Source organism: Nocardia sp. NPDC046763, from assembly GCF_040645495.1.
GTDB lineage: Bacteria > Actinomycetota > Actinomycetes > Mycobacteriales > Mycobacteriaceae > Nocardia.
This window is the reverse complement of sequence record NZ_JBEYYI010000029.1, coordinates 72316-98975: the sequence shown is the minus strand read 5'-3', so window position 1 is coordinate 98975 and position 26660 is coordinate 72316. Positions and strand designations below refer to the sequence as shown.

The 26660-nt window shown below is 65.2% G+C and carries 31 protein-coding genes; 26 read left to right on the top strand and 5 right to left on the bottom strand.

Features of this window, described 5'->3' with window-relative positions; all coding sequences use genetic code 11:
* Positions 1-100: 100 nt before the first annotated feature.
* The 16 genes from ABZ909_RS34910 to ABZ909_RS34835 all read left to right on the top strand — a co-directional run bounded on the left by ABZ909_RS34910 (position 101) and on the right by ABZ909_RS34835 (position 16138).
* Positions 101-316 carry a hypothetical protein gene (locus ABZ909_RS34910; protein ID WP_357008491.1) on the top strand — a complete coding sequence of 72 codons (216 nt, stop codon included), beginning with the start codon at positions 101-103 and terminating at the stop codon, positions 314-316.
* Positions 313-1587, top strand: coding sequence for a hypothetical protein (locus ABZ909_RS34905; RefSeq protein ID WP_357008488.1), 1275 nt, complete (start codon positions 313-315; stop codon positions 1585-1587). The genes ABZ909_RS34910 and ABZ909_RS34905 overlap by 4 nt, the downstream gene beginning before the upstream one ends.
* 114 nt (positions 1588-1701) lie before the next feature.
* Positions 1702-3162, top strand: a complete 1461-nt coding sequence (locus ABZ909_RS34900) for an SDR family NAD(P)-dependent oxidoreductase (RefSeq protein WP_357008485.1) — start codon at positions 1702-1704, stop codon at positions 3160-3162.
* Positions 3163-3455: 293 nt separating this feature from the next.
* Positions 3456-4232: an O-methyltransferase gene (locus ABZ909_RS34895; RefSeq protein ID WP_357008482.1), complete on the top strand. Its 777-nt coding sequence runs from the start codon at positions 3456-3458 to the stop codon at positions 4230-4232.
* Positions 4233-4251: 19 nt separating this feature from the next.
* A complete protein-coding gene (locus tag ABZ909_RS34890; protein WP_357008479.1) occupies positions 4252-4632 on the top strand; it encodes a DUF2784 domain-containing protein in 381 nt (126 codons plus the stop codon).
* A 982-nt stretch (positions 4633-5614) separates the two neighbouring features.
* Positions 5615-6046: a hypothetical protein gene (locus ABZ909_RS34885; protein WP_357008477.1), complete on the top strand. Its 432-nt coding sequence runs from the start codon at positions 5615-5617 to the stop codon at positions 6044-6046.
* Positions 6043-7104, top strand: coding sequence for a site-specific integrase (locus ABZ909_RS34880; RefSeq protein ID WP_357008474.1), 1062 nt, complete (start codon positions 6043-6045; stop codon positions 7102-7104). The genes ABZ909_RS34885 and ABZ909_RS34880 overlap by 4 nt, the downstream gene beginning before the upstream one ends.
* Positions 7105-7455: 351 nt before the next feature.
* The gene (locus tag ABZ909_RS34875; RefSeq protein WP_357008471.1) at positions 7456-8064 is read left to right on the top strand and encodes a hypothetical protein; all 609 of its coding nucleotides are present in this window, start codon (positions 7456-7458) and stop codon (positions 8062-8064) included.
* A gap of 830 nt (positions 8065-8894) precedes the next feature.
* Complete coding sequence (locus ABZ909_RS34870) at positions 8895-9584, top strand: amidoligase family protein (protein ID WP_357008469.1); 690 nt, start codon at positions 8895-8897, stop codon at positions 9582-9584.
* Positions 9572-10330, top strand: coding sequence for a class II glutamine amidotransferase (locus ABZ909_RS34865; protein WP_357008466.1), 759 nt, complete (start codon positions 9572-9574; stop codon positions 10328-10330). Before ABZ909_RS34870 ends, ABZ909_RS34865 begins: the two co-directional genes overlap by 13 nt.
* A 203-nt stretch (positions 10331-10533) precedes the next feature.
* Complete coding sequence (locus ABZ909_RS34860) at positions 10534-11739, top strand: amidoligase family protein (RefSeq protein WP_357008464.1); 1206 nt, start codon at positions 10534-10536, stop codon at positions 11737-11739.
* The gene (locus ABZ909_RS34855; protein ID WP_357008461.1) at positions 11727-12503 is read left to right on the top strand and encodes a hypothetical protein; all 777 of its coding nucleotides are present in this window, start codon (positions 11727-11729) and stop codon (positions 12501-12503) included. The genes ABZ909_RS34860 and ABZ909_RS34855 overlap by 13 nt, the downstream gene beginning before the upstream one ends.
* A gap of 426 nt (positions 12504-12929) precedes the next feature.
* The gene (locus tag ABZ909_RS34850) at positions 12930-13361 is read left to right on the top strand and encodes a hypothetical protein (RefSeq protein ID WP_357008458.1); all 432 of its coding nucleotides are present in this window, start codon (positions 12930-12932) and stop codon (positions 13359-13361) included.
* 256 nt (positions 13362-13617) lie between these two features.
* Positions 13618-14301 (top strand): hypothetical protein, encoded by a 684-nt coding sequence (locus ABZ909_RS34845; RefSeq protein WP_357008455.1) that lies wholly within the window; start codon positions 13618-13620, stop codon positions 14299-14301.
* 112 nt (positions 14302-14413) lie between these two features.
* The gene (locus ABZ909_RS34840) at positions 14414-14731 is read left to right on the top strand and encodes a hypothetical protein (RefSeq protein WP_357008453.1); all 318 of its coding nucleotides are present in this window, start codon (positions 14414-14416) and stop codon (positions 14729-14731) included.
* A 105-nt stretch (positions 14732-14836) separates the two neighbouring features.
* Positions 14837-16138: an IS256 family transposase gene (locus ABZ909_RS34835; protein ID WP_357008450.1), complete on the top strand. Its 1302-nt coding sequence runs from the start codon at positions 14837-14839 to the stop codon at positions 16136-16138.
* Between the two features lie 7 nt (positions 16139-16145).
* On the opposite strand, the gene ABZ909_RS34830 is transcribed toward ABZ909_RS34835, so the two are convergent.
* Positions 16146-16943 carry a methyltransferase domain-containing protein gene (locus tag ABZ909_RS34830; protein WP_357008448.1) on the bottom strand — a complete coding sequence of 266 codons (798 nt, stop codon included), beginning with the start codon at positions 16941-16943 and terminating at the stop codon, positions 16146-16148.
* A gap of 99 nt (positions 16944-17042) precedes the next feature.
* Between ABZ909_RS34830 and ABZ909_RS34825 the strand changes: the two genes are divergently transcribed.
* Genes ABZ909_RS34825 through ABZ909_RS34815 form a run of 3 tightly spaced genes read left to right on the top strand, consistent with a single transcriptional unit; the run spans position 17043 to position 18265 of the window.
* On the top strand, positions 17043-17615 hold the full coding sequence (locus tag ABZ909_RS34825; RefSeq protein WP_357008446.1) for an NUDIX domain-containing protein: 573 nt from the start codon (positions 17043-17045) through the stop codon (positions 17613-17615).
* Positions 17513-18079 (top strand): AAA family ATPase, encoded by a 567-nt coding sequence (locus tag ABZ909_RS34820; protein ID WP_357008443.1) that lies wholly within the window; start codon positions 17513-17515, stop codon positions 18077-18079. The genes ABZ909_RS34825 and ABZ909_RS34820 overlap by 103 nt, the downstream gene beginning before the upstream one ends.
* Positions 18080-18136: 57 nt before the next feature.
* Entirely contained in the window at positions 18137-18265 is a 129-nt protein-coding gene (locus ABZ909_RS34815) for a hypothetical protein (RefSeq protein ID WP_357008440.1), read from the top strand.
* 91 nt (positions 18266-18356) lie between these two features.
* Here ABZ909_RS34815 and ABZ909_RS34810 read toward each other — a convergent pair whose 3' ends face one another.
* On the bottom strand, positions 18357-19592 hold the full coding sequence (locus ABZ909_RS34810) for an IS256 family transposase (RefSeq protein WP_357008438.1): 1236 nt from the start codon (positions 19590-19592) through the stop codon (positions 18357-18359).
* Between the two features lie 163 nt (positions 19593-19755).
* On the opposite strand from ABZ909_RS34810, the gene ABZ909_RS34805 reads away from it, so the two are divergent.
* From ABZ909_RS34805 to ABZ909_RS34790, 4 genes are all read left to right on the top strand, one after another.
* A complete protein-coding gene (locus tag ABZ909_RS34805; protein WP_357008435.1) occupies positions 19756-20283 on the top strand; it encodes a DUF6301 family protein in 528 nt (175 codons plus the stop codon).
* A gap of 236 nt (positions 20284-20519) precedes the next feature.
* Positions 20520-21158: a pentapeptide repeat-containing protein gene (locus ABZ909_RS34800; protein WP_357008432.1), complete on the top strand. Its 639-nt coding sequence runs from the start codon at positions 20520-20522 to the stop codon at positions 21156-21158.
* A complete protein-coding gene (locus tag ABZ909_RS34795) occupies positions 21043-21288 on the top strand; it encodes a hypothetical protein (protein WP_357008605.1) in 246 nt (81 codons plus the stop codon). The genes ABZ909_RS34800 and ABZ909_RS34795 overlap by 116 nt, the downstream gene beginning before the upstream one ends.
* Before the next feature lie 101 nt (positions 21289-21389).
* Positions 21390-21689, top strand: a complete 300-nt coding sequence (locus tag ABZ909_RS34790; protein WP_357008429.1) for a hypothetical protein — start codon at positions 21390-21392, stop codon at positions 21687-21689.
* Positions 21690-21757: 68 nt separating this feature from the next.
* On the opposite strand, the gene ABZ909_RS34785 is transcribed toward ABZ909_RS34790, so the two are convergent.
* Positions 21758-22354 carry a methyltransferase domain-containing protein gene (locus tag ABZ909_RS34785; RefSeq protein ID WP_357008426.1) on the bottom strand — a complete coding sequence of 199 codons (597 nt, stop codon included), beginning with the start codon at positions 22352-22354 and terminating at the stop codon, positions 21758-21760.
* Between ABZ909_RS34785 and ABZ909_RS34780 the strand changes: the two genes are divergently transcribed.
* Positions 22342-22485: a hypothetical protein gene (locus ABZ909_RS34780; RefSeq protein ID WP_357008602.1), complete on the top strand. Its 144-nt coding sequence runs from the start codon at positions 22342-22344 to the stop codon at positions 22483-22485. The two genes, ABZ909_RS34785 and ABZ909_RS34780, sit on opposite strands and share 13 nt — an antisense overlap.
* Positions 22486-22501: 16 nt before the next feature.
* On the opposite strand, the gene ABZ909_RS34775 is transcribed toward ABZ909_RS34780, so the two are convergent.
* Positions 22502-23398, bottom strand: coding sequence for an aminoglycoside phosphotransferase family protein (locus tag ABZ909_RS34775; protein ID WP_357008423.1), 897 nt, complete (start codon positions 23396-23398; stop codon positions 22502-22504).
* Positions 23395-24858, bottom strand: coding sequence for a helix-turn-helix domain-containing protein (locus ABZ909_RS34770; RefSeq protein WP_357008420.1), 1464 nt, complete (start codon positions 24856-24858; stop codon positions 23395-23397). Before ABZ909_RS34770 ends, ABZ909_RS34775 begins: the two co-directional genes overlap by 4 nt.
* A gap of 278 nt (positions 24859-25136) precedes the next feature.
* Between ABZ909_RS34770 and ABZ909_RS34765 the strand changes: the two genes are divergently transcribed.
* Both ABZ909_RS34765 and ABZ909_RS34760 read left to right on the top strand, forming a co-directional pair.
* A complete protein-coding gene (locus ABZ909_RS34765) occupies positions 25137-25322 on the top strand; it encodes a hypothetical protein (RefSeq protein WP_357008417.1) in 186 nt (61 codons plus the stop codon).
* 79 nt (positions 25323-25401) lie between these two features.
* Positions 25402-26658, top strand: coding sequence for a phosphomethylpyrimidine synthase ThiC (locus ABZ909_RS34760; RefSeq protein WP_357008414.1), 1257 nt, complete (start codon positions 25402-25404; stop codon positions 26656-26658).
* Positions 26659-26660: the final 2 nt, after the last annotated feature.

Below are 26660 nucleotides of genomic sequence, written 5' to 3'. Positions count from 1 at the left end.
CAAGCCACAACCAAGGTCGACAATCCCGCATTGATTTCACACAAACCGTACTGCCAGTATCGAACACCGTACCGGCAGTACGCACGACGGAAAGACGCCGATGTCCAACGCAGCACGCCAACTCAGCCACACCTTGCGGGCACCCCTGCCCGACGCCTTCGACCAGCTCACCGACACCGACCTGGCCGAACTCCACCGCTACCTCCAGGCCACCATGGCCCGCCGCCGCGAAACCCTCGACGCCGCCATCGGCTCCTCCCTCGACTTCGTCCCGCGCCTCATGCGCCCAGCCATCAAGAAGGCCCTCGGACTATGAGTGAACACCTCGTCGCCGTCGCCGAGATCACCAAACTCGCACGCCTGCTCGGAATCACCGACCCCACCGAACTCGACTTCCTCACCGACCTACCGCCCGCCGCCATTCGCGAATACCGCGAACGCGTCACCGACCGACTCTTCGATCGGGATGCCAAGCGCCTCAAAGGAATCGCCACCGCCAGCAAGATCGTCCCCGTCGGCATCAGCTCCAAAATCGCCGAACGCGCCTTCGGACCGCTACTCTGCGCCGCCGTCGCCAGCGCCGTCGAACCCCAGCGCGCCGTCGACATCGCCAAAGCACTCGGCTCCACATTCCTCGCCGAATGCGCCGTCCAACTCGACCCCCGCCGCACCGCCGCCATCATCGCCGCCGTGCCACCCAAAATGGTCACCGACGTTGCGCGCGAACTGCTTTCACACGGCGACCACATCACCATGGGCCGCTTCGTCCACGTCATCACCGAACCCGCCCTGCGCGCCGCCGCCCCCGCCATGAGCGATACCGACCTGCTGCGCATCGCGTTCTTCCTCGAGGACAAGACCGCCATCGACAACGTCCTGCACGTCGTCGCCGACCGCGTCCCCGGCGTCATCCGCGCCGCCCACGACCACCAGATGTGGGCCGAAGGCATCGACCTGCTCGACTCCATCGCACCCCACAACCACGCCTGGATCGGCGACATCATCGCCGCACTCGGCGGCGACGCCCTCGACGCCCTCATCACCGCCGTCGCCGAACTCGACACCTGGTCCACCCTGCTCCCCATCACCGGCGCCATGAGCCACGACAGCCTGCGACTGTTCGCCGAACGACCCACCATCCACACCGACACCGTCCTCGCCGCCATCATCACCGCCACCGCCGACAACGACCTCTGGTCCCAGGCACTACCACTCGTCGACGCCCTCCCCGACACCACCAAACCCACCCTCGCCGCCCGCTTCGGCGACCTCACCCGCGAGCAACTCCTCGCCGCCATCCTCACCGCCTCCCGCGGCGACAACATCCACACCCTCGTCGACCTCGCTCTCGCCGCGGACCAAGCGGGCCGCACCCGGGTCCTGGCCCTCATCGACGACATGGACGGCATCGAGGAATTCCTCACCGCCCTCACCGCTGACACCCCGGACACCGTGTGGCAGGCCCTCATTCAGGTCCGCGACGACATCCCCGCCCGCCTGCAAACACTGCTCGCCGAACGCGCCCTCGAACTCGGCCGCGACGACGACGCCGGCGAACTCGCACCCCTGGGCACCACAGCCAACTGACCGCACCCCACCCCGCCCGCCCGGCCCTGCAATGGCCGGGCGCCTCCCATATCCGGCCCTTTGAGAGAATGGCTCGTCCAACACCCCGCGCACGAAGGATCACCACAGCTTCCGATGGCCGAGCAGACCACCCCGGTACCACAGTCCGACGCACCGGCCATCGACCCCGGCGACCTGGCCATCTGCCTGCGCGTCCTCGAACAGGCCGGACAGCTCGACAAGGAGCACCCGGACTCCGTCACCGTGCAGCGGGCCGTCGCGCACATGTTCAAGAAGTTCAAGCAGAACAAGCGCATCGCCGCCCGCGACGCCGTCTCCGAAGCCGACCGCGAAGTCGTGGCCGCCACCGCCACCGGCTCACCCAACCGTATCGACGACGAAACCGCCGGCATCCCGATCAGCTCCACCACCACCGGAGCCAGTGCCGGAACCCTGCTACGACCGCGCCCCTGCTACATATGCAAACAGCGCTATACCCGCGTGGACGCCTTCTACCACCAGCTCTGCCCCGACTGCGCCACCAAGAGCCACGCCAAACGCGACGCACGCACCGACCTCACCGGCAAACGCGCCCTGCTCACCGGCGGCCGCGCCAAGATCGGCATGTACATCGCTCTGCGCCTGCTCCGCGACGGCGCACACACCACCATCACAACCCGCTTCCCCAACGACGCCATCCGCCGCTTCGCCGCTCAGCCCGACAGCGCCGACTGGCTGCACCGGCTCCGCATCGTCGGCATCGACCTCCGCGACCCCGCACAGGTCGTCGCACTCGCCGATGACATTGCCGCACAGGGCCCGCTCGACATCCTCATCAACAATGCGGCACAGACCGTGCGCCGCACCGCCGGCGCCTACAGCGCCCTGGTCGAAGCCGAGAACGGACCCCTGCCCGCAGGCGAACTGCCCGACGTGATCAGCTTCGGCAAGACCATGCAGGCGCACCCCACCGCACTCACCGCCTCCCTCACACCCGACCTCACCGCAGCCGACATCACCGACCTCGCCCTGGTCGCCGGTTCGGCCACGCCGGAACGCATTTCGCAGGGCGTCGCCATCGACGCGGGCGGACTCGTCCCCGACCTCGCCCACACCAACAGCTGGGTCCAGACCGTCGGCGAAGTCGACGCCACCGAACTGCTCGAAGTGCAGCTGTGCAACTCGGTCGCGCCGTTCATCCTCATCTCCCGGCTGCGCCCGTCCATGGCCGCGGCGGCGGCCCGGCGCAAGTACGTCGTGAATGTGTCCGCCATGGAGGGCGTTTTCGCCCGCGGCTACAAGGGCGCCGGCCACCCGCACACGAACATGGCCAAGGCCGCACTCAATATGCTGACCCGCACCAGCGCGCGCGAGATGTTCGAGGGCGACAAGATCCTGATGACCGCGGTCGACACCGGCTGGATCACTGACGAGCGGCCGCACTACACCAAGATCCGCCTGGCCGAGGAAGGTTTCCACGCACCCCTCGACCTGGTCGACGGCGCGGCCCGCGTGTACGACCCGATCGTCCGCGGCGAGGCCGGCGACGACCTCTACGGGTGCTTCCTCAAGGACTACGAACCCTCGAATTGGTAACTCACCCCGCCTCGGCCTGACCGGCCCCTCCGCTCCTGGCTGTTTTTGGGAGTGTTGGGGCTGGTACAGGACTCATTTGTCGAGGAGGTGATACATGTTTAGATGCGCATATGTCCGTAACAATATGTTTCATTTCCGATTCATCGTCTCCACGCCGATTCAGGCTTCCTTTCCGGCTGCAGGACACTCTCGATCGGTGCTCGGACCCCTTCGTACAGCACCCTGCCCTACCCCAACGTCCCAGCGCAGGACCATAATCGACGCACTCCCCCACTAGGAGAACGGACGATCTCATGAGTGGAAAATCCTTGACTACCACGCTGCGGGAACGACTGCCGTTCCTGCGCTGGTCGGTGATTCGATTCGCTTTGGGCGGGCCGACTTTCATGCGGACCGGGCAGGTGGGCGATGGTCGAGAGGCTGCCGCCCGGGACTACGTACTCACCCACTCCACTGCGGACGATCCGGACAGCGTGCTCGCGGCTTACGATGGCTTCGCCCGCATCCAGAGCATGCTGGTGAACGTCGGGGACGAGAAGGGGTTGATCCTCGACGCCGCGGTGCAGCGGGCCGCACCGAAACTGGCGCTCGAGCTGGGCGGTTACTGCGGGTACAGCGCGGTCCGGATCGGCCGGGCGCTCGCCCCGGGGGCGCGCCTGGTCTCGGTCGAGCTCAATCCCGACAATGCCGAGATCGCCCGGACCCTGCTCGCGCATGCCGGGCTCGCGGATCGAGTGAGCGTGGTGGTGGGCACGATCGGCGACGGCGGGGAGACGGTCGAGCGGCTCGCGAGCGAGCACGGATTCGGTTTCGGCGCACTCGATTTCGTCTTCATCGACCATGACAAGAGCGCGTACCTGTCCGATCTGAAGACCATCCTGGCGGCCGGCTGGCTGCATCCGGGGAGCATTGCGGTCGCCGACAATGTGCGTATCCCCGGTGCCCCGGAGTACCGCCGATACCTGCACAAGGCCGAGGGTACGAGCTGGCGGACCATCGAGCACAACACCCACGTCGAATACCAGTCGCTGCTCAAAGATCTTGTCCTGGAATCGGAGTACCTGGGCTGATCACTTCTATCCTGGGGTCATGGGTTACCGGCTGCTGGCCGATGCGACCGCGATCGTGCACTTCCTGTTCGTGGCCTATGTCGTGGTGGGCGGTTTCATCGCCTGGCGCTGGCCGCGCACCATCTGGCTGCACCTGCTCGCCTTCGGCTGGGGTTTCAGCACGGTGCTTTTCACCATCGAGTGCCCGCTGACGAATCTGGAGAACTGGGCGCGGCATCGGGCGGGCGAGGCAGGCCTGCCGTCGAGCGGGTTCATCGATCACTACATCACCGGCGTGCTCTATCCCCGTAGCGCCCTGGAGGAGGTGCGGGTGCTCGTGGTGATCTGTGTCGTCGTGTCGTGGGTGGGTCTGTATCTGCTTTCACGCCGCCGCGGCGCGAGAACCGCCGCGGCGAAATGACACGTTTACGCAGCTAGAGACATCATTCGGTCCCACTGGGGACTGAGGGCGCCAGCCCGATGGCCGGGTGATCCGGAGTTCCGGATCACCGCCGCAGGCCGCGTATTCGATATGCGGAGGCGTCACGGATCGGCGGCACACCGAAGGCGTTCCGTCCGTCCTGTACCGTCCAGTTCGGCCTGTTCAGCGCTGTCTTGGCAACTTCTTGGCAAGATGGAAACCGCATCTGAACTGGCCGAACAGAGACTCCATGGCGAGTCCGCTCGTCTGCCCCCACCACCGAATGGATGGGTCGAATCTGTCCAAGACCGACAGCCCACGGTCGGCAAGCCGAGCCGAGTGCCAAGCGAGCAGCACCGGGCGAGGAGCCGACGGTGGGGCACGTGGCGCCGCATCACATCCGAGTGGCCGGGGTAGGAGCCGAGCGAGGGCTGTTCGGGAGTTTCCGGTCTTCTGCCAGGAGCACCGAATCGTCATGCACGGCAACAACCTCATGGCCGGCGAGCAGGCGGATTCATCAGTCGCTCCCGGCCCGACCGACTATGGCGAGCCCGCACCAGTTTGTTCCCGCGCGGCCAACTTAGCCACTAGCCTCTGGTCCACACCTTCTGCGCCCAGATCCGGCAGGACCATCTCAGCAAACTCTGCCTGCCCTTCCTGACCAAACTCCAAGCCTGAGTCCCATTCACAGCGTGCCTGCAGGCGTGGCGCGCACTCCGAAGGCACAATACGGAGCCCGACTGGGAAGCAATCACGCCTGGGCGTCGACTTCCCGCCTGCTCCGCACGTGTTCAAGTCCCGCCTCGCGCACAAGATCGTGGCATGGGTGACACATCCCCGACGTGCGTGTTCGAGTGCGCTCGCACACGCGGAGGATGACCATGACGAATCCCTCTGACCTGCAGCGATATCTGGCAGGTGTGCCCCGAATCCCTACTGCCGGTGCGGCGCTCGCGTGCCTGCGCCCGGCCGGGGTCGCGCGATGATCCCGCTGCTGGTGCCGCCGCAGGCGCCGTTGCAGGAGCTGCTGCACGGCCCGATGATCGCCCCGCCGCCTCCCCCGCTTCGTCCGTCGGATCTGGCGGTGGGGCTCTCGACGGTCGGTCACGGGGGCCGGATTGTTGACCGGCAGCTGTTCGAGGGCTTGGGCTGGGCCGAAGGCGACCGCCTGAGCCTGCGCACTGAGGGCGCGGTACTGGTCGCCGAGCCCACGACGGACATACCGCCGGGCGCGGCGATGGTCGTCCGGGCCGGTTTCGTCCGGGTGCCGTATCGCTGGCGGCGGCGGGTGAATCTGTTCCTCGGTGACCGGGTTCTGTTGCTCGCCAACTCATCCCGCAACCGATTAGCTATCTGCACGCCGACGGCGATCGCCGAGGCGTTCGGTCCTCTCCTGGACGGACTGTCCCGATGAGCGCGCCCGGCACCGCCACGACGTCGGCAGGTGCGTCGGCGGAGACGGTGGCGGCGGCGCGGCTGTTGCTCTCGCAGATCGGCATCGCGCCCGCCGATCTGGTTGCGGAGTCTTCCGCGCCGACCTTCGCCGAGGTCGTGCCGAAGGTCCGCACGACACTGACTCCGGGCACGCTACGCACCTACGACACGCACCTGTCCTGGCTCAAAAAGCACTGGCACGATCGCCGACTCGACGAGATCTCCAAGCTCGACCTCGAACAGCGGGCGCGGGAGGTGCAGGCCGGCGCTCGTGCGAGCCGCGCGTCACGGGGCGGGGGTAGCGCGGTCGAGCATTTCGTCGGCGCGGTGCGGTGCGTGTACCGCTACGCCGAGGACAGCGGGTGGGTCCGGCGGGCGGACAATCCGGCCCGGCAGGTACCAAAACCTGCTCGTCAGCCCTCGCATCGGTACGCGATCCCGCCGCAACGGCTCGCTGAGATCTGCACGGCGGCGGCGACTTCCGGTGACGATCCGGAACTCGACTCGCTCGTGCTGCGGCTGCATATCGAGACTGCCTGCCGCCGTGGCGGCGCGCTGGCGCTGCGGCCCCATGATCTGGACGAGGACCAATGCCTGGTCCTGCTGCGCGAGAAGGGGCAGACCGAGCGCTGGCAGCCGGTCTCGCCGACCTTGATGCGTCATCTGCTCGCTCATGCCCGAGAGCGTGGTGCTCCACGATCAGGCCAGCTGCTGCGGTATCGCAACGGCAAGCCGATCGGTTCCCGTCGATACGACTACATCTGGACCCGGGTCGGGGAACTCCTGCCGTGGGTGGCGATCCAGGGCATCAGCATGCACTGGCTGCGGCACACCACCTTGACGTGGGTGGAACGCACCTTCGGTTTCGCCGTGGCCCGGGCCTACGCCGGACACGACGGCAAAACCGGCGGCACGACAGTGACGTACGTGAAGTCCGATGTTCTCGAAGTCGCCGCAGCCCTCTCCATCCTCACCGCAGAACCGCACCCGCTGGTGTCGAACGTGAACAAGCGCATTCGAGCCATCCACTCGATGTGAGCGAACGACCCGACACACGCAGAGATCCGATCCTGTCGTGATTGCCTCGGCCGAGTCGTTCCGGCTGAGGCAGCACCGCAGCGCCGAACACACGACTCGGCCGCGACGACGGCCGGTGAGAGGGGCTGTGTGACACAGCAACTCGCTGCACCGCGCACAGGCACACCCACTCCACCCCAGTAGGAAGGCCCGACAATGACTTCCGATCCCTCGACGACGAATCCCTCTCGACAAGCAGCGTTTCGCGGTGTTCGATGGGTCCAACCATCGCATCACCGGGAACCAGCACAGGCGCTGTTGCGCGGCCACCGTCCACGTCGCGGCGCAGCCGCACCAGGACGGGACGCCACCGTGGGAATCGACATCAACTGCCCCAGCTGTCGGCACGACGATCGAGTGCAGCGAGTTCCGGCTGTCCGAGCGGGCGGCACGACTACGGTCTACGGGCAGAACTACCACTCCGGCGTCGCCGTCAGCTCTGCAGGATTGATCCCCGTCGTCGGCTCGAGCCTGACCGAGCGGACCTACACGACCAGCCTGTCCAACTCACTGGCATTGGCACCCCTCAAACGTGGTTCGGGCAAGCTGGTCTTCTTCGGGCTGATCCTCGCGATTCCCGTCCCCATTTTTGTCTTGATCGCGATCGTCAATTTCTCGGATCCTAAAGCGACAACGCCGTTGGCAGTGTTTCTCATCGCCAACTTTCTCGTGATCTCCGCGATGGCTACCCCATCGCTGCTCTTATTCTGGATCGCGTCGTACAGAAGTCGCCGGAACAGCAGAATTTCCCGCGGAATTGCCGTGAGCAAACATATCTGGAGCGCTGGCTACTACTGCCATCGATGCGGCTACTGCTACTGGCCACATCCGATCGCACCCGGAATACCTGCACGCCAAGCCGTCACCCCGGAAAATTATCGCCGGATCGTATGGGGCGCGGGCGGCTACGCCAACCTATGAGGGGCTCGCAGTGGCCCGACTAGTCCGGCTCTCGCAAACGAACGCCTAGAGTCCCGGTGACGACCCAATGAGGTGGATGCCGACTCGTTCAGTTTTGCCTGATGCCATCGTCTCATCAGTACGAGGATCTTTACAACCGCGCTCAAGACCCCGCAGGGCACACATCGATTATCGACGCCGCCCTACTGAGCGCTGACCGCGTCGAATATCCGCGAGCCATCAGTAGTTCGCGCCCATAATCTCCTAATCCAAAGCCGCGACAGGAATCTCCTGTCGCGGCTTTCGTATTTTCGATCCGCTGGAAGGCGACTCCGATGCCTGTCCCTGCCTCTACCTCTGCTCATTCATGCGCGGTCTGCCAGCCCACTACTTCTCCACAGCAGACACGAACGCCTGGAAACGAACCAGCCGCCCCTTCGGCCTCAAGTGGTGCGGCACGGTGTAGTCGCTGCGGCGAACCCAGCCAGCATCTGGCCACGACCCTGGAATTCGGTCGAGTCTGCCGCACGTGTGCGCCCGGGTGGTCGGAATGCGCACGCTGCCGGTACACCACACCGACCACGTGGCGAACCGATACCGGCGACCGGGTCTGCCCCGCGTGTATCAACAGGTTTTTCGATCACTGCGGCGTATGCAGCCTCTACACGTCCGACAGCCGCTATGTATCAGGCGGTCTGCGTGTATGTTCCGGCTGCGCGCAGAACTACAACTCGTGTGGGCAGTGCGGCGCTTTACTGCTCGATCACAGCGATTGTGACAGCTGCGGATCGCGGGGCCGCGTCTGGAGCTACAACTACAAGCCCGATCCGCGGTTCTTCGGCCAGGGTCCCGTGTTCCTCGGGCTCGAGCTGGAAATCATTGTGCCCCGGCACAAGTACGAGGTGTGCGCGTCGACCGTCGGGGAGTCCATCGGGGATCTGGCGTATCTGAAGCATGATTCGTCGATCGAGCCGTCCGGGTTCGAACTGGTCACCCATCCCATGGAGTACCGGTACGCGATCGATCGGTTCCCGTGGGAATTGCTCGAACAGCTCCAAGAGCTTGACTGCCGCTCCGATCACAGTGTCGGTATCCATGTGCATGTCTCGCGCGACGGCTTCGACTCTGCGGCCCATATCTTCCGGTGGGCGAAATTGATCTACCGCAATGAATCCCAGACCGTCGCGTTGGCGCGACGGCGATCGAATTACGCGGCGTTCTCCCCCATCGCACGAGCACGGGTCAAGCACACTGCCAAGGACGATCTGCCACGGTTCGGGATGGACCGCTATCAGGCGATCAACCCGCACCCGCGCAAGAGCCTCGAGGTCCGGGTGTTCGCCGGATCCCTGGATCCCCAACAGGTTCAAGCGGCGTTGGCCTTCGTCGCGGCCACCGTCGAATACACCCGCGCCCTGACCTGCACCCAGGTCGTGCGACACGGCGGCTGGGAATGGGAGCAATTCACGACCTGGGTCGCTCAGCACGAGGACTACGCACCGTTGCGCGCGGAGATGGAGGCCCTGGAATGTGCTTGCTGACCTACTTTCCTCCCGGCGCCAGCCCGGATCTGAGCGCGTTGAGCAACGGCGCGCGCGTCAACAGAGACGGTCACGGGTTCGCCGTCGTCACCGAGACCAGCGTTCTGGTAGGGCGCGGCATGGACGCCGAACAGGTACTCGACGAGTTCATCGCCGTCCGTGACCGGCATCCCGATCGGCCGGCGCTGTTCCACAGCCGCTACGCCACCCACGGTGCGGTGAGCATCGACAACTGCCATCCCTTCCGGCTCGGCCGTGATCGACGCACCGTGCTCGCGCACAACGGGGTTCTGCCCCGGCGAGTCCGGCCCGCCCCCTACGACCCCCGCTCGGATACCCGCATCGCGGCCGCAACCTACCTCTCGCACATGCCATTCGGGCCGCTCGACACCACCCAGGGCCGCCGCGGGCTGGAGTCCTGGCTGGGCACAAGCAAACTCGTCCTCCTGACCATCGACCCCGGCTTCACCCACAACGCCTACATCTTCAACGAATCGGCAGGAATCTGGGATGCCGGGATCTGGTACTCCAATCCCGGCTACCGCCCCGAACCCGAACCCCCTCTGCTGCGCACACGCACATGGCACTACGTCTGCGAAAACTGCGGTGAACTCGACTTCAGTCGACGCGGCCGCTACTGCGGAGGCTGCGGTTGGTGTTTCCTGTGCGCCAATCCCTTCCCCTACTGCGACTGCGTACAACGCGTCACGCCGGGTGTGTCACTGCGCCGCAACGTTACTCGCTGACGCCTGACCTACCAGCTTGATGAGCTCGGGTCGTGCCGTAGCACGATGTCGTCTCCGCCGAGCAGGCACCGCAGACGAGTCTCGCGACTCCGGCCTTCTTCCACGGCACGCAAATATCAGGCGGAGAACAGGATTCGAGCGCCCTGCGCCTCCTCTACCACTTCTGTCTACCTTCCCTCGATTCACAGAGAGGTTCTGCACCCATGCCCGAAATACTGGACACGCACGTGCTGTGCCGCACATGTTCCGCACCGATCCCCGACGACCCGCTCCTCGATGGTCCGGCTGCCGAATGCCAGGACTGCGATGAGCGTCCCTTCTGCCAGGACTGCGAAGAACGGGTCGACGACATCCACGAAACCGTCGATCACGGTGTTGTCTGCACCACCTGCGCGCGGCGCTGGTCGCAGTGCGAATACTGCGAGCGCTACACCACTGCCGGTGAGGCGACTGTCAGTGGCGACATCGTCTGCGACACCTGCCACGTCGACCACTACTGGCCGTGCTCGGACTGTCGTCTGCTCTCGCGCTATCTGCGCAGCGTCGACACCGGCGACGAGGTGTGCCGCGACTGTGAGAACCAGTACCGGGTCTGCGACGACTGCGACTACCTGACCACCAACGACGACTATTGCACCTCGTGCTCGCGCGACCGCCGCGACGACCACATCCACGACTACTCCTACAAACCCGACCCCTACTTCCACGGCCAGGGCCCGGTCTTTCTCGGGCTGGAACTCGAGATCAAGACCCGCGGCAAGTCGTTGCAAGCCTGTGCCGAGATCGCTGCGGACAATCTCGGCGAGCTGGGCTACCTCAAGGAGGACGGATCGATCGGCTACAACGCCGGATTCGAGATCGTCACCCACCCCATGAGCTACGAGTGGTCCATCGAAGAATTCCCATGGAAGATGTTGCGCGAGTTACGCATTCGTGGCGCGTATGTCGATGACAACGTCGGCATTCACGTCCACGTGTCCCGGAAGGGGTTCGATTCGCCTGCGCACGTGTACAGGTGGATGAAGTTCTTCTATCGCAACGAATCTCATGCTGTACGTCTGGCTCGCCGTCGCAGTGACGATTGGGCGAGCTTCACCCCCGAAACCCGCGCCGGGATAGCCAAATTCGCCAAGGGTGAACGGTTCGGTTACGGCCGTTATCAGGCTATCAACGTCTACCCCGAAGAGACGTTCGAAGTCCGGATCTTCGCTAGTTCCCTTCGTCGCCAACAGGTTCAGGCGGCGTTGGCGTTCATCGCCGCCTCGGTCGAGTACACCCGCACCCTCACCTCCGGTGATGTCACGCGTCGGCGCGGCTGGGAGTGGACCGCGTTCGTCACCTGGGTACGAGCCCACCCGATCTATCTGCCCTTGCTGGCGGAAATGGAGGCGCTTCAGTGTGTATCTTGAGCTTCTATAAGCCCGGCGTCACACCGGATCTCGCCGCACTGCGCGATGGTGCGCTGGCCAATCCGCACGGGCACGGTTACGCGGTTGTGGCCGACGACCGCATCCTCGTCGGGCGCGGCCTGGACGCCGCTGCGGTGATCGAGGAATTCGCTTCCGTGCGTGCTCGTTTCCCGGACACGCCAGCGTTGTTTCACTCCCGCTTCGCCACCCACGGCTACATCAGCGAACAGAACTGCCACCCCTTCACGGTCGGCGGTGATTCCCGAACGGTGCTGGCTCACAACGGGATTCTCCCTGCGATTGTGCATCCCGCGACAGGCGATCCGCGCTCGGACACTCGTGTCGCGGCCGAGGACTTCTTTCCGCTGCGCCCGTTCGGGTCGCTCGATTCGTGGACTGGTCGTGCCGAGCTCGAGGAATGGCTCGACGGCGACAAGATGATCCTGCTGACCGTCGACCCCCACTACAAGCACACCGCGTACCTGTTCAACGAACACCATGGCCATTGGAGCCACGACGGGATCTGGTACTCCAACCACTCCTACATATGGCGCCAACCGGCCGCCAGCACCGACGACAAGGCTGAACACCGCTTCTACGACTACTGCGACTACTGCGGCAACTACGGACCCGAGTCCACCGGCCCGCACTGCCCGGCGTGCGGCTACTGCGACCAATGCTGGCACGAGTTCCCACACTGTCAATGCGAGTTCCTCAGCGGCACAGAACGATACGCCGACTTGACCTTCGTCGACAGCGCCTAGACCGGCAACGACCGGCCAGGGTCTTGGCGGCTGGTGTCATGCCGCTGCGTCGACCATCTCGCCAGCCTCGACTCCTTGAGCGTCATCGCGGCCTTTGACGGCCCTCTGGGCGCGTTTATACCGGCCCGGTGATCGTCCGGGCGGGTCCCACCGGTTCCGGCTGTCACTGGCCGCTATCCGAACCGCTTCGCGGCACTCACCGAAGTTGCCAGCACCGACTAACCAACCACTCACGCACACCGCAGGCCGTCCCGCCGCCGCGGCGACCGAGAAATGGAAGTCACCGATGAACCACAAACGCTCCGTCTCACCCCCGAACAGACCGACGCCGGCCCTGTTGTCCGTCCGATCGGCCGTGTCCCCGTGAATAATGATCCGAGCCGCTATCTCGCCCGCTTGCGCGTTATGCCCGGCTACGAGACTGCTATGCCTGAGCCACCGTCGACCGAAGTGCTGGTCGTCGGCTACCGCGCGTGCTTCGCCGCCGCCCCCGAGCCCGGCACACCCATCTCCCGCTTCGATGCCCTCACGCGACGCTCGGGAGCTCAGACTGCGACGCCGATGGCGTTGGTCTCGGTCGAACACGCCACCCAACGGCTGCGGATCCGCACCGGCGGTGGTACCGAAATCAGCTGGGAAGAGAACTATTTCACCGCTTTCGGCGATTCGGGTTCCCGATGGCATCTGCTGCCCGTGACGACCTCGTCCACCGGCGGATTCATCGTCGCGCACGGTGCCTGGTCGGCCAGTGGATATGAGGCTGTGCTCACCCGCTCCACCCTCACCCAGGCTCCGTTCGCGCCGCCGGTGGTGGCGGTGCACAACGCGGACCCGCACACCGGCGCACACCGGTGGTGATCTCGAGCGCCGCCGCGCTGATGCGGTGGATTGAGGCCGCACTCCCCGAGATCGACTCCACCACCTTCGGCCCCTGGCTCGCCCAACCTCCCGCCCATGATGCGATCACCGCCGTCATCCACGTGCGAGTCGAATCCGTCTCTCGGCCACCGCAATCGATCACCGTCGCCCTCTCCGCGCATCCCACGGCCGACGATCACCCCTCGCGCAAGCCCACTAGTCCAAACACCCCTCTGCCGATAGTCAGGAGTGATCCGTGAATACCGCAGCGCCGTCACCGAATTCATCACGGCCACCGATTCCCGCTCGTCTGCACGACGCGCCGACCGCGCAGGGCTTGGCCATCCCGTTCCTGACGCTGTGCCACCGCGGCCGGACCTCCCCGGTCTGGGGCGCTATCGACCCCGAACGCTACGCCCTGGTGCTGAGCCTGCGCCTGTGTCAGGTCTGTGGTGGGGAACTCGGCAGCGGGCACGGGCCCAGCCAGCAAGTCGTGGTCTTCGTACGCCCACAGGATTGGGTACGTGGTGTCGGCCCGGAAGCCGGGCTTCACCCCGAATGCGCCGCTTACTCCACCCGAGGCTGTCCGATGCTGGCCGGACGCATGCCCACCTACCGATCCAACGGGATCGCCGCCCGCGTCACCCCCTGCGAAGATCCCGAATGTGACTGCCCCCAATGGATTCAGCCCGGTCCGGACTCTGAGGAGGCCGCTAGGGCCGGTCACCCCGCCGAGGCGTGGTACTCGATTCTTCTCGATGCCCGCGACTATCGGATCGTCCCGTTCCAAGACACCGAATCCGATCCTGTCACCTACGGCGTCGAACTGCGTGGACTGCGTATCCGGCGACTCAGGAAAGTGCGAGCCACCCCGGGTAGTGGACCGACGATTCTGGACCGGTTCGCCGCGATGCTCGACCTCGACCGCCTCACACCGTGAACACACGCCTCAACAGCGATAGCCACCGGTGAACGCTGATCCCCACACCGGCACCGAGAAAGGAGGCTTCGGGATGGGGTCACCCCTGCGAGTGCTCTCGCTCGGTGCGGGCGTGCAGTCGACGACGTTGCTGCTGCTCATCGCGCACGGCGAGTTACCGATGATCGATGCAGCGATCTTCGCCGACACCGGCTGGGAACCCGAGGCGGTGTACCGGCATCTCGAAAGGCTAGAGCGCGAGATCGCCGAGCCCGCAGGCATTCCGCTGTATCGGGTCAGCAACGGCGATATCCGGCGTGATGCTCTCGATCCGCAGACCCGCTTCGCGCAGATGCCGCTGTATGTCCTCGGCCACGATGGCGCACACGGGATGTTGCGCCGCCAATGTACTGACGTCTACAAGATCGCCCCTATTCGGCGCGAGCAATGATCAAAACCTGTGGATGACCGGGAGGGAGTACCTTCCCGGATGATCTGAATATCAACGGGTTTCGATCTGCTCAGCGCGCCAACGCCGGGCGGGAAGGTACGTCCCATGCTCAAGGTAATCGACGGTGGCGCCGAGTCCAACCAGGACGGTGTGGCGCGTTCGCCGATCGACGAGATCGTCCGCGAGGGTGCCCGCAAGATGCTGGCGGCGGCGTTGCAGGCGGAGGTGGCCGACTACGTCGCGCGTTTCTCCGATCAGCTCGACGCCGAGGGCCGACGGTTGGTGGTGCGCAACGGATATCACGCCGAGCGGGAGGTATTGACTTCGGCGGGTGCGGTGGCGGTGAAAGCGCCGCGGGTCAACGACAAGCGTGTGGATGCCGAAACTGGTGAGCGGCAACGGTTTTCCTCGGCGATCCTTCCGGCGTGGTGTCGCCGTTCACCCCAGATCAGTGAGGTGTTGCCGCTGCTGTATCTGCACGGACTGTCCACCGGCGACTTCGCGCCCGCACTCGAGCAGTTCCTCGGCACCGGGGCGGGGCTGTCGCCGGCCTCGATCACCCGGCTGACCGGTCAGTGGCAGGACGAGGCGAAGGCCTTCGCTGCCCGTGACCTCGCCGGCGTTGATTACGTGTATCTGTGGGTCGACGGCATCCATCTGAAAGTCCGCCTCGAGCAGGAAAAGCTCTGCCTGCTGGTGATGATCGGGGTCCGCACCGACGGCCGCAAGGAGCTGGTCGCGCTCACCGACGGGTTCCGCGAATCGCACGAGTCGTGGGCCGATCTGCTGCGCGATGCCCGCCGCCGCGGCATGCGGGCACCGGTGCTGGCCGTCGGTGACGGCGCGCTCGGGTTCTGGAAAGCGGTCCGGGAGGTGTTCCCCGAGACCCACGAACAGCGCTGCTGGTTCCATAAACAGGCCAATGTTCTTGCCGCGCTACCGAAGTCGGCGCATCCGGGGGCGATCGCGGCGATGAAGGAGATCTACAACGCCGAGGACATCGACCACGCGCAGGTCGCGATCAAAGCCTTCGGCATCGACTACGGCAAGAAATACCCTAAAGCGGTCGCGAAAATCGTCGACGACGCCGACGTGCTGCTGGAGTTCTACCGCTACCCGGCCGAGCACTGGATCCACCTGCGCACGACGAATCCGATCGAATCCACCTTCGCCACAGTGCGTTTGCGCACCAAGGTCACCAAGGGGCCCGGCTCGCACGCGGCGGGACTGGCGATGGCCTACAAGCTGATCGAGGCCGCGCAAACCCGCTGGCGCGCGGTCAACGCCCCGCACCTGGTCGCGCTCGTCCGCAACGGCGCCTTGTTCCACAAGGGCAAACTGCTCGAACGACCCATCGACATCACCCCGACAAACGAAGAACGTTCAGCTGCAACAGAAGTCGCCTGAAACAACCTCATCCACAGAATTTGACAATATCTCTGAGTTGGAACAGCCTGGCCAAGTGGATGTACGGCCGCATGGCGGTAGCGGCGAGTTCGAGGCGTTCCAGCTCGGCGAAGAAGCCCGGCTCGTCCTTGCGGGCATCGGCAACGTAGTCGCAGAACGTTCGAATGCCGTAGTAGCTGATGTCCCGGCAGCCGAGACCGGTCAGAACATCGGCGACTTCTTCGGCGGTGTGCAGAGTCATCTGCGAGTCGAACATCTGCGTGCGGGTCTGACCCGCGGTCAACGCAGCGTGTGCGGCAGCAGGATCTGCCTGTCGAACAGCGATTCTCAGCGCCTCGGAGTGGCGGTTGACCGCCATCACCGACAGCACCCCGCCCGGCGCCAGCGCGGTCAGCGCCACCTCCAACAGACCACGAACATTGTCGACATACTGCAGCAAGTTATGACAGATCACGACATCGAACGACGCCGCTGCCAGAGTGACGGGCAGGTCAGTGACATCAGCCTCCACACACGTGATCAAGCCGTTGAGGTTGTGCGCTGTGGCACGTTCGGCGGCCGCGGCGAGCATCTCTGCGGAGAAGTCGACGATCGTGACCCGATGGCCCCGTGCGGCCAAGCGCACCGCGTCGCCGCCGTCGCCTCCGCCGAGATCGAGCACCCTCAGTGAGACCTGTTCCGTCCTGTCGAGGTGACGGGCCACGTTGGCCTCTGCGATGGAATAGCGCAGTCGCCCCCACGGTGCTTGCTGCCATTCCTGCCACGTGCTCATCGCGGAGCCGAACCTCTCGGCAGCCTCAGCCATGAGCAGAGACTACCGCCGGACCGATCGAGCAACGTCGGTTTCCGCACCGCTCCGCGCGAGTGTGCGAGATGTCGGTGGGTGCCGGTAAAGTCCGCCGCTATGCGGCCTGCCACTGCGGTCGTCGCCGAGCTCCTTTCCCAGATCGCGCCATATGACGAGCTCGAACGACACCACATCGCAACAACTTTGGATTGGCTCCACAGCACCGACGACATCTTTCGACGACAACGCCCCGGAATCCCGTCCCCGCATCTAGCCGTCTACGTCGTGATGATCGATGCGGAGGCGCGGGGAGTATATCTCGGGTGCCATCGCCTCGCTGGACTCGAAATTCCCACCGGCGGACACGTCGAACCCGGCGAGCACCCCACGGCGGCCGCCCACCGTGAAGCCTGCGAAGAGCTCGGCATCACACCGAGATTCGATGTGGTCGGCGAGGAACCGGTCTTCGTCACCGTCGGCACCGTCGCGACCACACCGCCTCATATCGATGTCTCGCTGTGGTATGTGATCCGTGGGGATCGCCGCCGGCAGTACGCACTCGACCCAGCGGAGTTCAACGGCGGGCGATGGTGGGATCTGGATCCCTACGGGCTGCCCGACACCGATCCGCACCTGCCCCGGTTCCTGCGCAAACTCGACACGATCCTGCTGCCGCAGGAGCCACAGTGAGCGTGCTGGTGGTGTTGCGCGGCAACTCCGGGTCCGGCAAAACCACCATCGCACGCGCCGTCCAGCAACGCTTCGATCGTGCGGAATGCCTTGTCGTATCGCAAGATATGGTGCGCCGGATCATGATCTCCACGAACGCGACGAACCCGCCGCGATCAACATCGACCTCATCGAACACATCGCGATGTTCGGACGACAGCTACCGGACCACCAGCCACCTGTTCGACACCAGTGGGAACGCAGAATCGCCACTACCAGGAGTGAGAGCCTGTGGAAGCTGCTCGATTCTCGGCCAGTGTCACCGCCCGACGCATAGAATCCAACGGCGCATTGAGGCCGTCATAGTGCCGAGCGGTTGCCTCGAACCACCGCACACTCATTGCGGCATTCAGTGCCCGGCGACGAGCCGTGAACAGGTACCTGCTGAGCCAATGCAATTGGGCCGCACGTGTTCTCACGACTAGTTCCTCGGCCAGCGAGTCCATCTCCCATGTGGTGGACGCGTAGGCCCATGCGAAGTCGTGACCGTAGCGATCGTCATCGAGATTCCGAAGCATCTTGATCAGCCCGCGCGGATCCGTAGTAGCCAGCTGAACCGCCTCATTCATGCGGACGGCATCAAGGCGTCCATCGAGTTCGGCGAGGATTAGGGCCATGAGCGGATACAGGGGTGCTCACGCCGCGGTCAAGTCCCGGGGCGTGGTGTAACTCGGGTGGTCACCGCATGATCCGAAATGTCGGTCAGGCGGTGAGTTCTGCCGGGGTGGTTTCCTCCTGTTCGCCGGTGGGTGTGAGCCCTCGGGAGCGGGCCAGGACATCCAGGCCGAGATAGCGGCGACCTTCGATCCATTCGTCGTGCTGCTCGGCCAGCACCGCGCCGACCAGGCGGATGATCGAGCCGCGGTCGGGGAATATCCCGACGACGTCGGTGCGGCGGCGGATCTCTTTGTTCAACCGTTCCTGCGGATTGTTCGACCAGATCTGACGCCAGATCTGCTTGGGAAACGCGGTGAACGCCAGCAGATCCGCCCGCGCAGCATCGAGGTGATCGGCGACCTTCGGCAGCTTTTCGGCCAGGGCGTCGAGCATCCGATCATATTGAGCGGCAACTGATTCGGTGTCTGCTTGATCGAATACTGAATGCAACAGTGTGCGAACCCAGGGCCAGGAGGACTTCGGACAGACGGACATCAGGTTGACCGTGTAGTGGGTGCGGCAACGTTGCCAGGACGCGCCGGGCAGGGTCGCGCCGATGGCCGCGACGAGACCGGCGTGGGCGTCGGAGGTCACCAACTTCACCCCGGTCAGCCCGCGGGCGACCAGGTCGCGAAAGAACGCCAGCCAACCCGCGCCGTCCTCACCCGAAGTCACTTGCAGCCCAAGGATTTCCCGGTATCCGTCGTTGTTGACGCCGGTGGCGATCAGGGCGTGGACGTTGACCACGCGCCCGTTCTCGCGGACCTTCAACACCAGCGCGTCCGCGGCGACGAACGTGTAGGGGCCTTGGTCGAGGGGCCGGGTGCGGAACGCTTCGACCTGGGCGTCGAGGTCGCGGGCCATGATCGACACCTGGGACTTGGACAGTGTTGTGATGCCCAATGATTCGACGAGTTTCTCCATCCGACGGGTCGAGACGCCGAGCAGGTAGCAGGTGGCGACCACGCTGGTCAGGGCGCGTTCGGCGCGTTTGCGGCGCTCGAGCAGCCAGTCGGGGAAATAGCTGCCCGACCGTAGTTTCGGGATAGCGAGGTCGATGGTGCCGACGCGGGTGTCGAAGTCGCGGTGGCGGTAGCCGTTGCGGTGGTTGACGCGGTCGTCGCTGCGTTCGCCGTAGCCGGCGCCGCAGGCGGCGTCGGCCTCGGCGCTCATCAAGGTCTGGACGAACGTCGAGAGCAGGTTCCGCAGCAGATCGGGGCTGGCGGCGGCCAATTGGTCGCCCAGCAGCTGGCTCGGGTCGATAGGCTGGATAGCGGTCATCGCGTGATATCTCCTACGAGAGACTGTGAGAGGTCCTTCGAGGATCACGCGGTGACCACCCTGCTGTCCGGGGATTGCGACAAGCTCAGCATCGAATGCTGCTGCTACACCACGCTATTGGACGCAACCCACGCCGCCGATTGGTTCGTGTATGAGTTGACGGGTGAAAGCAGACATCGATGGGGCAGTCCAGATCGCCCGCATCGCAAGCGGATTCGGCTGGCCGTGGGACGCGCCGGATGTGACGCGCTTCTGCCAAGCCACAGGGTGGACCATTCTGCACGAAGATCGAGGTTACGGTCCCAGCTTGCGGACCAACCTCGATGTTCACCTGCCGCAATGCAGGGTTGAGTTCAGCGGTCGAATCATCGATCGGCAGCCTGGAGGTGGCGGGGTTATCGACAGGGTGGCCGTCTACGTCGCAGATTCTGAACAGTCGGAACCCGCAGAACCGCAGTCCACCGCAGCTCATCACCAAATCCGGGATCGCCTGATCGAAGAGCTGGGGCCGGTGTCCGAGTACGTCTTCGGTGAGGACCTCGACGCCGACTATTGGCGACGGCCCGATGTAGTCATCTCGGTTGTTCCCCACGACGCCTTCATCCTGATGGAGCTCGTGAATCCCAGATACCAGCGGTGGCGAGATGAAAATGGCGCCTACGACTTCATGTACGACGAGGACGACGACTAAGTTTCCGTGTCCTGGGAGGTTGGCGAGAGCGAGCCTGGTCGATGCGCGCCATTCGGCAATAGCGGACGTTCCGCCGGCCTCGGATCGCCACGGCCAGTTGATCTTCCGATGCCCCGCGCTGGCCGGTTCTGTCAGCGCGGTATGTGGCTACTTACAGGGCACTGCTTGTTCGGGACGCTGAGCAGAGGAACGCGCACCGGAAGCCGCAGAAGGCCCTCGACGGTATCGTGGCCGGAATGTTCGGCTTCGATCTTCGCCGTCGACGTGACCGCGCGGAGCGTAGTCGTCTCGACCGCTTCGACACCGCTACCGCTCATCTCGGCGCTGACGACGCGTCCGATCGCATCGCGGGCGTCCGTGCGATGGCCGACCTGGCAGATGAATGGGATTGGCGAGGCCGCCAGGATTGCATCGACAGTCTGTGCGGGTACCTCCGGGCATACCGCCAGGATGACCAGGACGTCCGCCGCACGATCACCCGGGTGATCTCCGCGCGTTTGCAGGCAGACGGTGGAGTTCACTGGTCTGCGCACGACTTCCAGTTCCGCGGAGCAACTCTCGAAGATGTCGACTTCCGCGGTGCAGTGTTCGGCAGCGCCGACTTCGAGGGTGTGAAGTTCTGCGGGACAGCCAACTTCGCACGCACGACCTTCTACGAGACACCCAGTTTCGTGCTCGCGGAGTTCGACGGCAACGCCGACTTCAGTGACGCAACCTTCGATTGGGTCAGCTTCCAGCACGTGCTCGATCGACCTGTGGGTGCTGAGCAATGCCCCGTTCGTCGCGGACTGCGACGAGTCACTCGGCGAGGCTGTCGACCGGATGGCGCTCACGCATCTCAACGCCATTGCCGTCCTGGCCTCCGAGCGCGATGAGGAAGTCGTACATGCCGCCTGGGAAGCGCTGAGCCTGCACGCGATCGAATGGACGAACCTGCTCAGCGAGGTGGTCCACGGGCAGCCTCGTGTACCCGGCCGCGCACTGCAGCGCCGCGGCGATCTTTGATTCTGTTGCAGCCCAACTGATATAGGCGAACTGGAGGGCTCGGTTACCGACATCGTGCGAAGAGATTCCCAAGCGACGCCGGTGCGGTCCCGGTGCCCTGCATGAGCTGGCCGATCATCGTCAACGCCCGCAAGGGCTACCAGGTTGCATGGAACCTCGAGCAGCTGCTCAGCGCGGTCGAACCTCTGCTGTCACACTGTGAGCAGCATGACTACACCACGGTCGTGAAAGACTCGACCAAGATGTCGGAACGCTTCTTGCAGGGCCTCATACGCGGTGAGTATTCGCCGAGCTCGGAGGAAAACCAACACTTCCACCCGGGATGGAACCGCCCACCCGGCACCGTCGCGACGTTCCGCGACTGGGACATGCCGAAGCCGAGGAATGAAACGTCAGACTAGTGTCGTCGCCGTGAAACGCTGTCGATCACCACGGCGAACGACCAGACGACCAGACCGGGCACCTGGAACTACACAGCGGCGGATTTTCGGGCGATGAGCTGAAACAGCCTGGCCAGGTGGATGTACGGCGGCACGGCGGTGGCCGCGAGTTCGAGGCGTTTCAGCTCGGCGTAGAAGTCCGGCTCTTGCTTGCGCGCGTCGGCGATGTAGTCGCAGAAGGTACGGATGCCGTAGTGGCCGATGTCCTCGCAGCCGAGATCGGTCAGGACATCAGCGATCTCCTCGGCCGTGTGCAGAGTCATCTGCGAGTCGAACATCTCCGTGCGCGCCTGGCCGGTGGTCAACGCAGCACGCGCGGCAGCGGGATCTGCTTCACGGACAGCGATTCTCAACGCCTCCGAGTGGCGGTTGACCGCCATCACCGACAGCAACCCGCCTGGCGTCAGCGCGGCGAGCGCCGCCGTCAGCAGCCCACGAACATCGTCGACGTATTGCAGAAGGTTGTGACAGATCACGACATCGAACTGCGTTGCTGCCGCAGCAGCGGGCAGATCGGTCGCGTCGGCCTCCACACACGTGATCAAGTCGCCGAGGCCAAGCGCCGCAGCACGTTCGGCGGAAGCACGCCGAGTTGTTGGCGCACTGCACGGAGTTGGAGAACACAATTCAGCTCTATGCCTCGGTGATCAACCTGCTGGCGATGGAAAACGACAGTGCCGCAGGCACATCAGCCGCCTCCAGCCTGGAGCGGGCTCGACATCGGCGCAGCACGCCGGGCGTGATCGGCCCCTGCTGAGCCGCCCGTGCTGCCGTCAGGCGATCGCCCGCCAGACGGTGGTGCGGTCGCCGACGCGCAAAGAATGGACACGGCGGTCGAGCTCGGCGGCAGCGGCGGGAGTCGTTGCCGCGAGTCGGATGTAGGAGCCGAGGGAATGGTATTCGGTGAGGTCGCGCAGCAACGTCCAGCCCGGCCAGTCGAGCAGGTCCAGGCCGTAGGCGGTGACGAATTCGGCGCGTTCGTCCGGCGGGGTGTGGAAGTGGTCGGGCAGGCAGCCGACCAGGTCGAGTTCGCGGGGGCCCAGACACGCGTTGTCCCAATCGATGAGGACCCACCCGCGCCGGTCGTGTACCGCGTTCTCGGTGTGAGCGTCAGCATGGACGAGGCCGCGCCCGAGCGGAAACACAGTTGATTCGTAGGCGGCGATCAACTCGTTGGCCCGCTCGCGCAACCAGTTCCGGTCCTCACGATGCAGCACCGGTTCCGATCGTGCGGCATCGAGGTCGAGCGCTTCACCCAGCCGCCGCAACGGCCGATATTCCGGGATCTGGAACGACGGTTGCTGTTTGACCGCGTGCAGACTGCGGATTAGGTGTGCGATATCGGCCGTGCGGGGCTGATGGGGATAGGGGCGGTAGGGCCAGAAAGTGGCCACCGCGTCGGTGATCAGCACCGGCTGCGGTCCGGGCATCGGGGTCAGCGCGATGGGTTCGTCGGTGACGGCGTCCAACCATCGGGTGATGTCGATGCTGGTGGTCGCGCGGGCACGACGGGCGGGTGTGTCGGGTGCCAGGCGGACCACCACATCGCCGACAAGCCACACAGCGTTGGATCGGCGGTGCAGCAGCTGGGCATTTCCGGGGGTGAGACCGTAAGCCCGGCAGGCGTTGTCGAGTGCATCGCGGCCGGGTAGCGCGCTGTCGCTGCTCACCGGGACGCGGCCAGGGCCGTGGCGATGTCCGCGCGCAACTCGACGACGCCAGCTGCTCGCTGATGGCGGGCGGCGACAGCATCCAGGTCACGCAGACGGGCGTAGCAGCGTTCCGAGGACAGGGTGGTGACGGCGGTGACGGCGTCGTGTCCCGTGCGGACTGCGGAGTCGGTGTCGTCGGCTTGGAAGTAGGAGACCGCGAGGGTGGGAAGGACGACGGCGCGGCTGCGGGCGTGTTCGTCGGGGTGAGCCCCCACCGCGGCCGACAACTGTGCGATCGCGGGCCCGGCGTATTCCGGCCGGGTCAAAGACAGCAGGTGCAGTGAATGGCCTTGCTGGGCGGCGATTTCCGCGTCGGTGACGAACCACGCCCACGGTGGGGTGGTGTCGAGGGTTGCTTTGCTGTACTGGTCCCGGGCTGCGGTGAGGGCGCGTCGGGTGGGGTCTGGTTCGCCGAGCATGGCCCAGCACCAGGCGGTGACCGCGCTGATGTACCCGGCGGTGATGGTGGACACCGGGTAGCGGCGGCTGGTCGCGGTCGCGGTGGCCAGTTGAGCGAAAGCGAGCGCGTCCTTGGGCTTGTGCAGATGCAGCGCTTGATGGGCCATGTCGAGCAGGATGACGACCATGAGGTCGCTACTGCGGGGATGGTCGTCGGCACGTTGGGCTGTGCCCAAGCCGTAGGTCCACAGCCGCCGCGCGGTGTCGTGGTCTTCCACGTCGTAGGCGAGCCAGCCGGCCATGCTGGCCAATTCGGCGGTGGCGACCTGCAATCGGCCGCGGACCTGCGGCGCGCACACGGCGTCGTCGAGGGCGACGACCTGGTGTAGCTGGCTCAGAGCGGCGGTGCGACACAGGCCGCCGCCGTGAGCCAGATCCCAGCGCCGGAACCCGTCACTGATGGCCTCGATCGCATCGACGTCGGCAGCACCGATGCGTGGTCGGGTGATCGGATCGGTATGGGCGGGCAGGAAACTCAAGAGGCGATCAAGCTCCGGGTGCAGTCGCGAGCCGAGTGCGGCTGCGGTCGCCAGGGTGATGAAATCTCTGCGGTCCACCCAGTCCACCTCCTCGGTGGCCAGGTTACCGGGCTGATCGACGGTGGTCTCGACGTAGAAGCCGAGAAGTTGCGCGGGAATGGCGAACACGCCCGAGATCCGGGCGGCCAGTTTCGCGCCGGTCAACCGACGGGCTCCGGATTCGACCTCCGACACTCGGGCCTGGGTCAGATCCAGCAGCGAGGCCAGCTGCATCTGCGACAGGCCGGTGTGCTCGCGGATCGCGGTGAACACGACACCGAAATCATGATCGGACAACGCGTTCCGCATCGCGACGGTGGTGAAGAAGGCGGGTGGCAGCGGTTGCCGGAACCCGGCGGCGCGGGCGCAGCCTGCGCACAGTCCGGCGGCAGCGTCGAGCGCCGGGGATGTGCCGCACGAGCGGCAGGAATGTGCCCTCATGGTTCCCGCTTTCGGCGGTGCTGGGTGGCTGGTGCACCCACGGTACCCGCGTCGTCACGGGCATCAGACCCATTGCGTCAGGTTCGCTGCAACTAGCAATCCCCAATGGGGATATCCCGCATCGGGATTGGAGCGCAATGCCGCCAGCGCGACTCTAGGACTCGGCATCCGGCGTCGTGCCCGTCAGCTCGGATACGTGAGCCACCGGCAGCCCCTCGAACCACCAGCCCGGTGCGACCGACGCCGGATGCCCCGACCCCGCGCCAGGAAAGGCGGCAATGACAATGCTGACTTCGCTCGACAGACGCGACCTGCTCGACACCGCGCACCGAGAGTGCGCTCTTGCTCCCATCGACTTGGACCGCGACACGGCCGGGCTGGTCCTGAGCCTGCACGCCGGACACGGCCCGGACTGCCTGCAATACCTGGCAGCGCTGCGAGCGCTCTCGACAGTCGTGGACTGATCACGACACCCCAATCCGCTCTCGACCCGAACGCAACGAACAACGTTGCCGTTCAACACTATTGAAAGGATCAGTCGCGATGACACTGCTGCCGACCGATGCCCAATTCGTCACGACCTGCGCCAGCGAGGGCCTGGACCCGCACGACGCAGCCGCAGCCGTCGCCACCGGGCAACTGGTGTTCCTTCGAAGCGAGGCCAGCCGCACCCAGGACGGCTTCACGCCGCTGCTGGTCGGTGCCGGAACCCGCCGCAAGATCGCGGCCCTGATCGGTTTGGGCCCCCGCGACACCGACCGCGACAAGATCGTGAAGACCATGAGCGTCATCCTCGCCGCACGCCCGGACGCGGTGATGGACCTGACCACCAACCCCGAAGGCATCGCGTTGCGCCGCGACCTCAAAGAAGTCATGGGCGTGCCCCTGGGCGCATGCGTCACCTACGACCTGTTCACCGACCCACGAAAGAAGCTGGGCCGCAACGAATTCCTCGACCGCTTCGAACAAGGCTTGGCCGACGGGGTCGACTTCGTCCTCGCCCATTTCGGGATGACCCCCGCGCTGGCGGACATGATGGCCCGCTCGAACCGGATCATGCCCACCACCTCCCGCGGCGGCGGCTTGATCGACCGCTACATGCGCATCCACGGCTGCGAGAACCCGCTGCTCGAGTATCTGGACGGGGTCATCGAGATCTGCCGCCGCCGCGAGGTCGTACTCGACCTGGGCGACATCTTCCGGCCCGGAGCCACCGCCGACGCCGGGGACGAAATGAAATGGGCCGAAATCCAGCTCCTGGCGCAGGTGCGCACCGAGATCCTGGCCGGCGGCGTGCAGGTGCTGTGCGAGTCCGGCGGTCACATTCCCCTGCACCGCATTCCCGAACTCATCCCCGCCTACAAGCAAGCCCTCGGTGGGGCACCGCTGTGGCTGGCCGGACCGATGGTCATCGACAACGCCGTCTCCCTGGACTCGATCGTCAACACTCTCGGCATCGCCACCGCAGGCGCGTGTGGTGGCGACATGTTCGCCTCCATCACCCAGGCCGAGCACTACGCCATGCCGACCGCCGGAGACACCGCCGAAGCGGTCCGCAACGCCCATGTCGCCATCACCGCCCTGCAACTCGGACGCGGCGACACCGCCGAAATCGCCCGCCAAGAGGCCATGAGCCGGGCACGGCGAAAGAACGCGTGGTCGGCCCAGAGCGAGCAGGCGTTGTACCCCGACCTGGCCGGGCAGGTGTTCCTTGAGCATGACCTGGTCAAGGACGGCAAACCGTGCACCATCTGCGGCAGCTACTGCCCGCACGTAGTGACCGCGAAGGTGGGGCGCTAGAC